Source organism: Pseudomonas sp. W2Oct36, from assembly GCF_041060465.1.
GTDB lineage: Bacteria > Pseudomonadota > Gammaproteobacteria > Pseudomonadales > Pseudomonadaceae > Aquipseudomonas > Aquipseudomonas graminis_B.
Window position 1 is genome coordinate 469,103 of record NZ_JAUERW010000003.1, and the last position, 12,872, is coordinate 481,974.

The 12,872-nt window shown below is 61.5% G+C and carries 13 protein-coding genes and 1 riboswitch; of the genes, 7 read left to right on the forward strand and 6 right to left on the reverse strand.

Annotation, left to right across the window (positions count from 1 at the left end; all coding sequences use genetic code 11):
* Positions 1-22 precede the first annotated feature (22 nt).
* Both QWI18_RS07480 and QWI18_RS07485 read left to right on the forward strand, forming a co-directional pair.
* On the forward strand, positions 23-1,021 hold the full coding sequence (locus tag QWI18_RS07480; protein ID WP_369318531.1) for a methyltransferase: 999 nt from the start codon (positions 23-25) through the stop codon (positions 1,019-1,021).
* A gap of 40 nt (positions 1,022-1,061) precedes the next feature.
* Positions 1,062-1,181, forward strand: a riboswitch (yybP-ykoY riboswitch).
* Positions 1,182-1,271: 90 nt separating this feature from the next.
* A complete protein-coding gene (locus tag QWI18_RS07485) occupies positions 1,272-1,856 on the forward strand; it encodes a TMEM165/GDT1 family protein (protein WP_074884042.1) in 585 nt (194 codons plus the stop codon).
* Positions 1,857-2,029: 173 nt separating this feature from the next.
* Here QWI18_RS07485 and QWI18_RS07490 read toward each other — a convergent pair whose 3' ends face one another.
* From QWI18_RS07490 to QWI18_RS07505, 4 genes are all read right to left on the reverse strand, one after another.
* Positions 2,030-2,848 (reverse strand): M48 family metallopeptidase, encoded by an 819-nt coding sequence (locus QWI18_RS07490; protein ID WP_369318532.1) that lies wholly within the window; start codon positions 2,846-2,848, stop codon positions 2,030-2,032.
* Between the two features lie 155 nt (positions 2,849-3,003).
* Positions 3,004-3,648: an SOS response-associated peptidase gene (locus QWI18_RS07495; RefSeq protein ID WP_192132567.1), complete on the reverse strand. Its 645-nt coding sequence runs from the start codon at positions 3,646-3,648 to the stop codon at positions 3,004-3,006.
* A 51-nt stretch (positions 3,649-3,699) separates the two neighbouring features.
* Positions 3,700-3,960 carry a DUF2007 domain-containing protein gene (locus QWI18_RS07500; protein WP_192132565.1) on the reverse strand — a complete coding sequence of 87 codons (261 nt, stop codon included), beginning with the start codon at positions 3,958-3,960 and terminating at the stop codon, positions 3,700-3,702.
* Positions 3,960-4,142, reverse strand: a complete 183-nt coding sequence (locus tag QWI18_RS07505; protein ID WP_192132563.1) for a CPXCG motif-containing cysteine-rich protein — start codon at positions 4,140-4,142, stop codon at positions 3,960-3,962. The genes QWI18_RS07500 and QWI18_RS07505 overlap by 1 nt, the downstream gene beginning before the upstream one ends.
* A gap of 214 nt (positions 4,143-4,356) precedes the next feature.
* On the opposite strand from QWI18_RS07505, the gene QWI18_RS07510 reads away from it, so the two are divergent.
* Both QWI18_RS07510 and QWI18_RS07515 read left to right on the forward strand, forming a co-directional pair.
* Positions 4,357-5,520 carry a 1-acyl-sn-glycerol-3-phosphate acyltransferase gene (locus tag QWI18_RS07510; RefSeq protein ID WP_192132561.1) on the forward strand — a complete coding sequence of 388 codons (1,164 nt, stop codon included), beginning with the start codon at positions 4,357-4,359 and terminating at the stop codon, positions 5,518-5,520.
* Between the two features lie 170 nt (positions 5,521-5,690).
* The gene (locus QWI18_RS07515; RefSeq protein WP_369318533.1) at positions 5,691-8,789 is read left to right on the forward strand and encodes an autotransporter domain-containing protein; all 3,099 of its coding nucleotides are present in this window, start codon (positions 5,691-5,693) and stop codon (positions 8,787-8,789) included.
* Between the two features lie 4 nt (positions 8,790-8,793).
* Here the strand turns inward: QWI18_RS07515 and QWI18_RS07520 are convergent, their stop codons facing one another.
* Positions 8,794-9,063 carry a hypothetical protein gene (locus tag QWI18_RS07520; RefSeq protein ID WP_369318534.1) on the reverse strand — a complete coding sequence of 90 codons (270 nt, stop codon included), beginning with the start codon at positions 9,061-9,063 and terminating at the stop codon, positions 8,794-8,796.
* 140 nt (positions 9,064-9,203) lie between these two features.
* On the opposite strand from QWI18_RS07520, the gene QWI18_RS07525 reads away from it, so the two are divergent.
* Positions 9,204-9,407 (forward strand): hypothetical protein, encoded by a 204-nt coding sequence (locus QWI18_RS07525; RefSeq protein WP_369318535.1) that lies wholly within the window; start codon positions 9,204-9,206, stop codon positions 9,405-9,407.
* A 103-nt stretch (positions 9,408-9,510) separates the two neighbouring features.
* On the opposite strand, the gene QWI18_RS07530 is transcribed toward QWI18_RS07525, so the two are convergent.
* The gene (locus QWI18_RS07530; protein ID WP_065991802.1) at positions 9,511-10,092 is read right to left on the reverse strand and encodes a YajG family lipoprotein; all 582 of its coding nucleotides are present in this window, start codon (positions 10,090-10,092) and stop codon (positions 9,511-9,513) included.
* A gap of 221 nt (positions 10,093-10,313) precedes the next feature.
* Here QWI18_RS07530 and QWI18_RS07535 point away from each other — a divergent pair, with 221 nt between their 5' ends.
* Positions 10,314-10,547 (forward strand): hypothetical protein, encoded by a 234-nt coding sequence (locus QWI18_RS07535; protein ID WP_065991801.1) that lies wholly within the window; start codon positions 10,314-10,316, stop codon positions 10,545-10,547.
* A gap of 734 nt (positions 10,548-11,281) precedes the next feature.
* Positions 11,282-12,787 carry a malate dehydrogenase (quinone) gene (gene mqo, locus QWI18_RS07540; RefSeq protein ID WP_369318536.1) on the forward strand — a complete coding sequence of 502 codons (1,506 nt, stop codon included), beginning with the start codon at positions 11,282-11,284 and terminating at the stop codon, positions 12,785-12,787.
* Positions 12,788-12,872 lie beyond the last annotated feature (85 nt).

Here is a 12,872-nt window from a genome sequence, read left to right on the forward strand (position 1 = left end):
CCCTTTTTTTAAGGAGCCGACGATGGACCCGCGCAGTGAAGTGTTACTCCGGCAGGCCGATTTGTTTCAGGGCTCCTTGTTGCTGACCGGCCTCCCCGCCGACGACTTGCTGGGCACGCTGCCCAATGCACGTGGCTGGAGCTGGCACGCTGGCGACTTCGACACCCTCGGTACGCGGTTTCCCGAGCGCGTGCACTTCGGCACCGACGCCCCGGGCGAATCCTTTGAAGCCGCGGTGCTGTTTTTGCCCAAGGCCCGCGACCTCGCTGATTACCTCATTAACGCGCTCGCTTCCCGCCTGGCCGGACGCGAGCTGTTTCTGGTGGGCGAAAAACGCGGTGGCATTGAAGCCGCCGCCCGCCAGCTAAGCCCGTTCGGGCGTACGCGCAAACTCGACAGCGCCCGGCATTGCCAGCTCTGGCAAGTCACCGTCGAAACGCCTCCGCAAGCCGTCGAGCTCGACAGCCTGGCCAAACGTTTCGACATCGAAATCGAAGGCGGCGCGTTGAAGGTGGTGAGTCTGCCGGGCGTGTTCAGCCACGGCCGTCTGGACCGGGGTTCGGCCCTGTTGCTGGAAAACATTGATCGACTTCCCGGCGGCCATTTGCTCGATTTCGGCTGCGGCGCGGGCGTTCTCGGCGCCGCGGTCAAACGCCGCTACCCCGAAACCCGCGTGACCATGCTGGATGTCGATGCGTTCGCCACCGCCAGCAGCCGTCTGACGCTAGCCGCCAATGGCCTTGAAGCCGACGTGCTGACGGGTAACGGAATCGATGCCGCACCGAGCGATCTGGACGTGATTCTGACCAATCCGCCGTTCCATACCGGCGTCCACACTGATTACGCCGCGACTGAAAATCTGCTGAAAAAAGCACGAGAACATCTGAGAAGAGGCGGCGAACTGCGCCTGGTTGCAAACAGCTTCCTGCGCTATCAGCCGATTATCGAGTCTCATCTGGGGCCGTGCGCAATAATGGCCGAGGGTCAGGGTTTCCGGATTTACCGTGCGAAACGTGCGTGATAATTAGCGCTTGCCGAACACGAGACGTGTAGGCAGAATCCGCACCGTCCTAGGGGAGTAGTCTCCCACGAGCGCCATGCTCGTCCGGCACGCATCAACATACTTGGTCCTCAGACCATGGTGCGTGCGACCCCAGATCCGCTCAGACGGATCGGTGGTTTGACAAGACCTATGACACGAACATCCTGACCCGGGGCGGGGAGGTTGTACGTGTCATAGCCGTGTTGACCCGCCCCTTAGGAAAACCCTGATGCTGGAATCCCTGTTGGTCCCCACCGCTGTCGTCGCACTGGCTGAAATCGGTGACAAGACCCAACTCCTCGCGCTCGTTCTTGCCGCTCGCTTCCGCAAACCCTGGCCCATCATCGCAGGGATTGTCGCAGCCACGCTGGCCAACCATGCTGCGGCCGGTGCCGTTGGCGCATGGTTCAGCAGCTATCTCTCCGACGCCGTCCTGCACTGGATCCTGGCCGCCAGCTTTACCGCCACGGCGCTGTGGACGCTGGTTCCGGACAAGCTGGACGATGATGAAGCCAGTACCAGTCGCAAGTTCGGCCCCTTCCTGACCACGCTGATCGCGTTCTTCATCGCAGAAATCGGCGACAAGACGCAGATCGCGACCGTCATGCTGGCGGCGCAATACCCAAGCTTGTGGCTGGTGATCCTCGGCACGACGCTGGGCATGTTGCTGGCCAATGTGCCGGTGGTGCTGGCGGGGAATTTCGCTGCGGAGAAACTGCCGCTGACGCTGATCCGTCGTCTGGCAGCGGGGGCGTTTTTCATTCTGGCGATCGTTGCGGTGTACAAGGCGATGCAGATCAGCGGCTGGGTGTAGTCACAGACCCCATGCCCTTGCAGGAGTGAGCTGGCTCGCGATGCTTTTCAATCGCTCCGCAGATACGCGGCGACCGTTCGAGGATCGCGAGCAAGCTCACTCCTACAGCGTTTCATGCACGCACCCGCTCCGAAAAACGCCGCGCCAGCTCACCTATCGGCGTCAGGCGCTGATCAACCCTTCGGCGCCTGCTGATACAGCGGCATCACTTTCGGGATCGCTGCCTGCAACGAGGCGATCCGGTTCGACGAGGCCGGGTGGGTGCTCATGAATTCAGGCTGCGACGCGCCGCCCTGAGCTTCCATCTTCTGCCACAGCGTGATCGCGGCGTTCGGGTTGTAACCGGCGCGAGCCGCCAGTTCGAGGCCCAGCAAGTCCGCTTCGTTTTCATTCGCGCGGCTGTTCGGCAGTGTCAGGCTGTAGTCGACCACGGTGTCGGCCAACGCCAGACTGTCCTGCCCCAACCCCAATAAGGCACCGGCGCCCTGCTTCGCCATCTGCACACCGTAGGCCTTGGACATGGCTTCACGACCGTGTTCACGCAAAGCGTGGGCGATTTCGTGGCCCATGACCGCCGCCAGTTCGTCATCGCTGAGCTTCAACGTATCGATCAGGCCGCTGTACACGATGATTTTGCCGCCAGGACCGCAGTTGGCGTTCAGCTCATCGCTTTTGATCAGATTTACATCCCACTGCCACTGCGCCGCGTCGGGCCGCAATTTCGGCGCCTGAGCAATCAGCCGCTTGGCGATGGCCTGCACGCGCTTGCCCTCGGCGCTGCTGTTGTCGAGCACGCCTTTGGAGGTGGCTTCGCTGACCGTCTGCTGATACGACTGGGCGTACATCTTGTTGACTTCGTCAGTCGACAGCATGCTGAACATGTATTGCTTGCGCTCGACACCCACCGAATCGCCGGTGGTGGTATTGACTGCCTGACACCCGGCGATCAACAAAGCTGCCGTCACACCACAAAGAGCAAAAATCCCGCGCATTTCGTATCTCCATTGAAACAATCGCGCCATCCTAGGCAATACGCAGGCTGAGCACCAGATGCCAGCCGTCTGCCATGTTAAAAGCCGCAAGGAAATTGCGCCTGTGTAACAGCAGCGAAATAACGGAATAGCGATTTGAACCGAGCCAGAGCGGATTACAACGGCGTCAGGCATTCCGGTGCGTTGAGCTTCGGGTCGTTCACCAAGTTGGCCAGCGGCCGTTCGCGCAGTTGCGTTTGCGGGGCGGCGAGCAAGGCCTGCAAGGTGATCAGCGGGCAGTCCGGAGCAAGCCAGGCGCGCTGCCCTTCTTCGTCGAGAATCAACGGTCGACGCTGGTTCATGGCCGACTGCGTGACCACGGCAACGCTCAGGTAGGTGTGGCCTTCGACGGGATAGGCTTCCCAGATCGCCGCGAAATACAGCGTCGATCCTTCCGCCGGCGTCAGCCAGAACGGCCGCTTGCGCACGCTGCCACGCCACTCATAAAAGCCGTTGGCCGGCAGCAGGCAGCGTCGTTCACGAAAGGCCTGCTTGAACATCGGTTGCTCCGCTACGGTTTCAGCGCGAGCATGGGCCGGCGTGCGCGACATGTCGGTCAGCCAGGGCGGCGTCAGCCCCCAACGTGCCCGCGCCACTTCGCGCCCGCGTTCCGCGCCCTCCTCGACCTCGCCCGTAGCCGCCCGGACCATCAAGACAGAAGCGGCAGGAGAAATATTCCACTGCGCTTGCTGGTCGCTTGGAAATCCGGGCAAAGCCGCAAAGGCAGGCGACCAACGAAACAGCGCATAACGTCCACACATGGGTTCAGCACAACTCTTTTTGAAAGCGAATGAGGCGCGCGCGAACCGGATTCAGCACAGCAACACATCGGGGTAGCTGTCCGGCTCGTCACCGGGCAGCGGGAAGGCGGCATTGTACTCGGTGATCAACAGACGCGCCCGCTCGGCCTGATCATCCTCGACCGTCAGGCCCAACAACCCGAACGCCGGCAAATCCCCAACGGCGCCCAGTAAATGACGCCCGGTGATGTGGGACTCGATGCCTTCGCTGGCGAGCATGGCCTGCAGCAGCTCACCTTCCATCAGGTGTTCGGGCTCATAAATCTTGCGCATCACTCGTTCTCGCTGCGGACGTCCAGCGTCCATTCTTCTCCATCGGTCTGCAGGCTGAAGATGATCGGCCGGCAGCAGACGGAACAATCTTCAATGTAGGTCTGATCGCCGCCGGACAGATCCAGCACCGCTTCCACCGGTTCGCCGCAATAAGGGCAGTCGTAATCCTGTATTTCCTGCATCGCAGTCTCCGGGCCCAGTTTTGCGTATAATCGCCGACTTGTTTGCCGGTCGAGCTTTATTCCTCAGCATCCGGGCATCAGCCTGAGTCGACATCTTCAGCGAAGCCGCTTTATCGAGCGGCCGCCGCCCAGGCACCACGCCTGCGGTGTCGTGACTCGCTGCGGCACCGGACTCGACCTCCTTTACCTTAGCCGTTTCCGACAAGAGAGCATGATGGGCGAATTCGATGCCATCCGACCATACGACGACACCGAAGTAAAAGCCGTGCTTGATCGGCTGCTGGGTGACAAGGCGTTCCTCGCGATCCTCACGCATTTCCGATTTCCGCGTCTGGCCGGCTCCCTCGGCTGGATTCTGCAGCCGGCCATCGCGCGCAAGCTGCGTCGCCAGTTCGCCGGTATCGATACCGTCGCGGCCTTGCAGGACAAGGTCGAGCATTACGTCGACCACACCATCGAACGCGCCACTGACGGTGTGACCTACACCGGCGTCGAGCAGTTCAAGTCGGGGGTGGCGTACCTGTTTCTGGCCAACCACCGGGACATCGTGATGGACCCGGCTTTTGTCAACTACGCGGTCTACCACGCGGGCCTGCCAACCCCACGCATTGCCATTGGCGACAACCTGCTGCAAAAGCCCTTCGTCAGCGACCTGATGCGCCTGAACAAGAGCTTCATCGTGCACCGCTCGATCATCGGGCGTCGCGAGAAGATGGCGGCCTACCAGTTGCTGTCGGCGTACATCAATCATTCGATCCGCAATGACTGCCAGTCGATCTGGATCGCCCAGGCTGAGGGCCGCGCCAAAGACGGCGACGACCGCACCGAATCGGCCATCCTCAAGATGTTCCACATGAGCCGCAAGGACGAGCCGTTTGGCGAGGTCATTCAGTCGTTGAACCTGACGCCGGTGTCCATCAGCTATGAGTACGATCCGTGTGATCACGCCAAGGCGCGGGAGCTGTACATCCGCGCCACCACCGGCAGTTACACCAAAGTGCCGGGCGAGGACGACGTCAGCATTGCGCTGGGGATCACCGGCTACAAAGGCCGCGTGCACGTGAACTTTGCCCCGCCGATCACCGAGCTGTTCGAGGACACCAAATTGCTGGCCATCGAAATGGATCGGCAGATCCTCGGCGGCTATCGGCTGTTCCCGGTGCATTACCTGGCGTACGCGCAGTGGGCTGACGCCGACCCCGAACTCAAGGTGCCGAAGGCCGCCGAGGTGTTCCCGGCGGACGAGCTGGAGCGTGCGGAGGATGAATGGCAGCGCCGCCTCAATGGCTGCCCCGCCGAGCACCGTCCGTTTCTGATTCAGCAATACGCTATGCCGGTACGCAATCAGTACCGGGTGAAGGCCGGTTTGCCACTTTAAGGCCGCCTTCCCTTCCACGAATAAACGGCGCTCTCAGGGCGCCGTTTTTCGCTGTGCGCCTCCGTTGGTTGTCGATACCCGCCTTCACAAATGTGTCACCGCTGACACACTCAAGCGTAAGACTGGCTTGCTAGGGTCGTCGCCTATCCAAACGAGTGAAGGCGTACGCTATGCGATCCAGCAAACCGGTTGCCCATGTGATGGTGTCTTCCCTGGTACTTTCGTTGCTCGCCGTGTCGGTTCAGGCAGCGAGCCGTGCGGGAGACGACGCCATCAACGGTGTCGACCTGCTTTCCGGATTTAATACCTTATGGACGACCGGTGCGACCTGGGACACGGGCACACCCACCGCCCTGGGTCAGAGCCTGCTACGGCGCAACCTGCAAACCGTGGTCGACCGCGCCAACACCCGGACACTCGCCCAGGAAACCGCCGCCTACTTCGACGACCGTCGCGACCAGAGCTATAGCGCAATCAGCGGCCTCGGCTCGTTGAGCGCTGCCTACAAAGCGGGCGCTGGAGCCTTCACGACCATCACCCAGTTCGACGACAGCAACAAAACCGTCAAATACGACGACAAAGGCAACGGCGCAGGCAGTTCGTCTTCGGCACTGGGCAAAGTCGTCGACCTCGTCAGCGCTGTGCGCAACGATGCCTCGACCACGCCCGCCAAATCCCACTATTTGTATCCGCGACCGTGGCGGCAAAGTCTCGACGGCCAGAGTCTGGCCTTCGTGGTGGCGCCCTCCCTGCGCCCGGCAGAAAGCACCACGCCGGCCAGCGACTCGGGATTCCCCAGCGGCCATACCAACGCCGCGTACCTGTCTTCATACGCCCTGGCCTACGCGATTCCCGAGCGTTTCAGCGAGTTGATGCTGCGCGCCTCGGAAATTGGCGACAACCGCATTGAGGCCGGCATGCATTCGCCGTTCGACGTGATGGGCGGGCGCATCACCGCAACCTATTTCGCCATCGATAACCTCTCCAACCCGGCCAACGCGCAACTGCGCGCCGATGCTCGCGCACAGGCACTGAGCTATTTCACGGCGCAGTGCGGCGGTGACGTCAACAACTGCATGGCGACCATCGACCCGGCGACCGATCGCAGGTCTCAACACGCTCAGGACAAGGCGCTGTTCACCTCGCGCATGACCTATGGCTTCGATCCGGTGGGCCCGACCAACCTGGCCGCCGTGGTGCCGACCAACGCCGAAGTGTTGCTGGAAACCCGCTTCCCGTACCTGGACGCCAGTCAGCGCCGCGAGATTCTGGCAACCACCGAGATTACGTCCGGGTACGCGGTGATCGATCAGTCAGGGGGCTACGGCCGTCTGAACCTGTACGCAGCGGGCGATGGTTATGCGGCGTTCAACTCCAACGTCACGGTCAACATGGACGCCAGCCTCGGCGGCTATAACGCCATCGACGCCTGGCGCAACGACATCAGCGGCAGCGGCGGGCTGATCAAGAACGGCAGCGGCAATCTGATCCTGACGGGCGACAACACGTACTCGGGCGGCACGGTGATCAACGGTGGCGTGCTGACCGGCCATGCCAAGGCATTCGGCAGCGGAACGATCACCGACAACGCGACGCTGGTACTCGATCAGTCGACCAACGACACCCTTGCCAGCACCCTGGCGGGCAACGGGGCGTTGATCAAACGGGGCGTTGGCTCGCTGAACCTGACCGGGAACAACAGCCTGTCCGGCGCAACGACGGTGCAAGCAGGTCGGCTGGCGGTCAATGGCAACCTGGGCAACTCCATCGTCAGTGTGCAGCAAGGCGCAACGTTGGGCGGCAATGGCACCGTCGGCGGCATCAATGTCGCTCAGGGCGGCGTGGTGGCACCGGGTAATTCGGTCGGGCAACTGAACGTCAATGGTGACGTGAACCTTGCTCAGGGCTCGGTCTATCAGGTCGAATCGGACGCCAACGGCAAAGCCGACCGCATCGTCGCCAGCGGCCGTGCAACCCTCAATAACAGTACGCTGTCGCTGGTTGAGGGCGGTAACTGGGTGGCCGCAAGCCGTTACTCGATTCTCTCGGCCGCCGGCGGCGTCAGCGGTGCATTCGCCAATGTGCAAACGAACTTCGCGTTTCTCACCCCGACGCTGAACTACACGGCAACCGATGTCGGACTGACGCTGGACCGCAACGCACAGACCTTTGCCAGCCTGGCGACGACCCGCAATGCCAGAGCCGTCGCGCAAGGGCTGGACAGCGCCGGGGCTGGCAACGCGCTCTGGGGTCAGGTGGTGCAGGACGACGCGTCGACCGCGCAGGCCACGTTCAAGGCGCTGTCCAATGAGCTGCATGCGTCGACCCAGTCCGCGCTGATCGAAGACAGCCGCCTGGTGCGCAACGCGGTGAACGATCGCTTGCAGCAAGCGCAGTCGGCACCGGCACTTCGCGGCACGACGCAGACCCTCGCCGGAGATGATTCCCGTGGCGTGGTGTGGACTCAGGCCATCGGCGCGACCGGCAAAACCGACAGCACCGGTGACGTTTCGGGCCTCGATACGCACACCAGCGGCTTGTTGTTCGGCGCTGACGTGCCGCTCGACGAGACCTGGCGCGTGGGTGCGCTGGCCGGTTTCAGCCACAGCAGCTTCGACCTGCGCCATGCCTCCGGTTCCACTGACAGCGACAACTACCATCTGGGCGTCTATGCGGGCGCCAAGTGGGGCCAACTGGGCCTGCGCCTCGGCGCGGTTCGCACTTGGCACGAGCTGACGGCCAAGCGCACGCTGGACTTGCCGGGTGCTTCCGAGCGTTTCAAGGAAGATTACAACGCAGCGACCAATCAGGTGTTTGGCGAACTGGGTTACGCCATCGAGCTGGGCAACGCGCAGGTTGAACCCTTCGCCAACCTCGCCCATGTGCGACTGGACACGGACTCCTTCGATGAGAACAGCAGCGCGATCAGACTGGAGAACAAGTCTCAGGACAACAACATTACCTTCAGCACCCTCGGCCTGCGTGCCGCCACGCGGTTGAACGCTGGCACCGTCGCGATCAAGCCCAACGCGACACTGGGCTGGCGTCGAGCCTACGGCGACGTGACGCCAGAAAGCCGTGCGGCCTTCAGCGGCGGCGACACTTTCGAACTCTCCGGCGCACCGATTGCCCGCAGCGCAGCGGTCCTTGGTGCAGGTGTCGATCTGGGCTTGAGCGACACGCTGAGCGTCGGGCTGAGCTACAACGGACAGGTGAGCAACGATGCGTCGGATCAGACGTTGAATGCGCGGGTGACGCTGGCTTTTTAAGCCATCAAAGCTTGGTGCTCACCCACGACAGCAACAGCGCGAACGCCAGGCACGCCGTGCCGAACCGATAGCTCAGGCGGATCATGCGCAAGGTGGGCACATCCATCAGGTGCATGGGCTCGTCGATCTGGGCTTGCTCGGTGAGGTGGTGCAAGTGGGCCATCTCTCGCTGCTCGCGAGTGCGGGTGGTATGGAGCAGCCAGATGCCGGGGCCCGCAGCGAGCAAGGCGCAGAGGTTGATGGCGATGCCGGGGGCGTGATGGATAAGCGACATGGTGCCTCGATGGCGCCTGGTTCTTGGGCGCCGCAGACTCGGTTTGGATCTGCCGCTCACACTAATCGCTGTCACCTTAACGTCACCTGAACCGGGCACTGTGCGGGACCTCAAACCGACCCACCGCCACGGAGAGCGTCATGCTGCACGCCCACAACCAGGACCGCCTTTACCTCATCGCCCCCAGCGACGAACAGGAAGCATTGATCGACGCGCTGGGGTTCAACGTCCAGGACAGGCACTGGCTGGTGTATTGCGCCCTCGGCGGCCATGCGCACAACGACCTGCCGGAAGTGGATCTGCAAACCGGTTTCAGTTTTCTGGATTTCTATCAGGCGGCTTGAATGCGCCGCGATGAAGATCCCGAGTGCCCTCCCGCTGAATGAACAAAAGCCCCGGCTTCTCGCGAAACCGGGGCTTTTTGTTTATCAGCATCAGGCGTTGAGCTTATTGGCCGAGGGTGCGGCCAATCGTCTGATCCTGGAACAGGCGAGTCAGGGCGTCGCTGAGTACGTCGCTGATCAGCTTGGTGTTGGTCTCTTCGTTTGGCGCCATGCCGAAACGTTGATCCATCGAAGCCGCATAACGGCCGCTGTAGTTACGACCGCCATTCTGAACGTCAGCGCGGAACGTGGAACTGATGTTGGCTTCGGTGACGTACAGGCCTTCTTTCGGCGACTGATACTTCAGGTCAGCCAGGGTGACGGTCAACTGCGGGCCACTACCGTTCGGCACGGGCGTGAAACCGAGCAACCGCACACCTGCTTCAGCCTGAGCCTGCAACCTTGGCAGCAACTGCTGACCGTTGACAGTGATCGAACTGGTTTCCGGGTACAGGCCACCACGGGTGCCAAGCTGCTGCGACTGACGACCGTCAACCACGCGCACGACCACTTGCTGGCCGTGACCGACCGGAGCCAGTTGAGCGTTCAGCTTGGGTTCCGGGGTGAGGGATTGCGGGCTGTGGGCACAGCCCGCCAGGGTCAGACTGCCAGCGGCAAGCAAACCGAACAGAACGCGACGCAACATGCTCATTTCTCCATGGGCCAAGGCACAAAATGTGCCGCAGTATAGCGACCTCCCAAGGCCGCTCACTAGGGTAAACATACGACAAAGTGCCATTGCGGCGGTTCCGGCCAGGCAGGAATGCTCCCGCAGTCAAAATGAACACAATTGCGCAATCGCAACGTCACAGCGGTGTCATCCCTGCCGGCCATACTTTTTTTAACTCTCCAGCAAGGAGTCCTGCCATGGACTTTCTTTGGTCGTTGTTCTCGCTGCGCCGCCGTCATCGCCACTATGCACGTCTGGACACCCACGGCATCTGCCTGGCGTTCAAGCACTGCGCCGAAACGCCTTGCGGTCAGGGCTGGGTCGAAGTCCACGAGGCAAACCTGTGCTGGCTGCAGCGCCCGCTCCCTGCGAGCGCCCGCGTGACTTCCCGGTCACGTGCGATTACCGCCCGGCATATGCTCAGCATCTGACCAAAAGCCGAATAAAAGTCATTTTTCCTGGATCATTTCTGCCCGTTTCATCGCTATAATCTTCCCCCGATTATAAGGACGTCTCCTGATCGGGCCTCGCAGCATCGTCGATAACCACTGTCGACTCCTCCGTACCGCCCACAGAGAGCCTTCCACACAGACATGTGCAGCCCGATGTGGCCGCGGCGCAGACGCCGGATCGTCGATCCATTCGATCGTCCTGCGCCAGTCCTTGCCTCACATCGCGTATGAACCTGATCTGCCAGAGCTGCCATCGCGCAGCCCTTTTTGAGGTTCGCGTCTCCAAAAGAGCGTGAAAAAAACGGGTTTTCACAACTTCACAAGAGTGTGGCAAGCAAATGAATAGTTTCGCGTTTGTAAATGCACCGTTAGCGTCTGACCCAGCCCCCTTGCAAAGGACCGACCGCAACGCAGTCTCCGTCGAAAGAGCCTGAAGCCTGTCCGCTACGGATTTGGTTGCACAACCGGACGCCTTGACGATAGTCGAATGGCTGCACGGGCCGAAAAATGCGTTCATGCTTGCCTCATAAAAGCATCAACCAGGCTCGTTCGGTGGCGTCCGCTGAAGATGCAAAAAATTGCGAAGAATCGGACATGGCGATCCCGGCCAGGTTGAACGAGGCACTGCGCGAACACCGCGCCGCCCGAACCTGGCGACTGACCACGGGAACGCATGCCGTCAATTTGGTGCTGCAGATTTTGGAGACGCGTTAATGGCGTATAACGAAGCAGTCGACGTAGTGCTGGTCGGGGCAGGCATCATGAGTGCCACCCTCGCCGTACTGCTCAAAGAGCTGGACCCGAACCTCAAGGTTGAAGTCGTCGAGCTGATGGATTCCGGTGCTGCAGAGAGCTCCAACCCCTGGAACAACGCAGGCACCGGCCACGCCGGGCTGTGCGAGCTGAACTACACGCCGGAAGCGGCCGATGGCTCGATCGATACCAAAAAAGCGATTCACATCAACACCCAGTTCGAGGTCTCGAAACAGTTCTGGGCCTACCTGGCCCGCAAAGGCACGTTCGGCTCTTCGCGCTCGTTCATCACGCCGGTTCCGCACCTGAGCTTCGTGCAGGGCGAAAAAGGCATGGCGTACCTGAAAAAGCGTTACGAAGCGCTGCGTACCCACCACGCCTTCTCCTCCATGGAATACACCGAAGACAAAGCCAGACTGGCCGAGTGGATGCCGCTGATGATGCCTGGCCGTCCTGTCGATGAGCCTATCGCAGCGACCCGGGTCATGCACGGCACCGACGTCAACTTCGGCAACCTGACCAACCTGCTGCTCAAGCATCTGGCCAGCGCACCCGATGCGCAGGTCAAATACTGCAAACGGGTTACCGATCTGAGCCGCAAGGGCGACGGCTGGACCGTCACCATCAAAGACGTGAACAGCGGCAGCACCCGTGACATCGACGCCAAATTCGTGTTCCTGGGCGCGGGCGGTGCAGCGCTGCCATTGCTGCAGATGTCCGGCATCGAGGAAGGCAAGGGTTTCGGCGGCTTCCCGGTGAGCGGCCAGTGGCTGCGTTGCGACAACCCTGAAGTGGTCAAGCGCCATCAGGCCAAGGTGTACAGCCAGGCGGCGGTGGGTTCGCCGCCGATGTCGGTGCCGCACCTGGACACCCGCGTCGTTGACGGCAAGACCTCCCTGCTGTTCGGCCCGTACGCCGGTTTTACCACCAAGTTCCTCAAGCACGGTTCGCTCATGGACCTGCCGCTGTCGATCCGCGCGGCCAACATCGCGCCGATGCTGGCGGTGGCCCGCGACAACATGGACCTGACCAAATACCTGATCAGCGAAGTGCGGCAGTCGATGGAGCAGCGGCTCGATGCACTGCGCCGTTTCTACCCGGAAGCCAAAGCCGAAGACTGGCGTCTGGAAGTGGCCGGCCAGCGCGTACAGATCATCAAGAAAGACCCGAAAAAAGGCGGCGTCCTGCAGTTCGGTACCGAGTTGGTGTCGGCGAAGGACGGTTCCCTCGCCGCACTGCTGGGCGCCTCGCCAGGCGCTTCGGTGACGGTTTCGATCATGCTGGATCTGATCGAGCGCTGCTTCCCGGACAAAGCCCGCACCGAGTGGGCCGCCAAGTTGAGCGAGATCTTCCCGGCTCGCGAAAAGGGCCTGGAAACCGATGCGCAGCTTTATCAGCGCATCAGTGCTGAGAGCGACGCCAGCCTGGATCTGGCGCAGAACAGCGAAGCGGCAACGTTCGCCTGATCGCTGGCCTGCTCTAAGAAAGCTGTAAAACAAAACCCCGCCACATCAGGCGGGGTTTTGTTTTTTGGATTAGGCCGGATCGGCT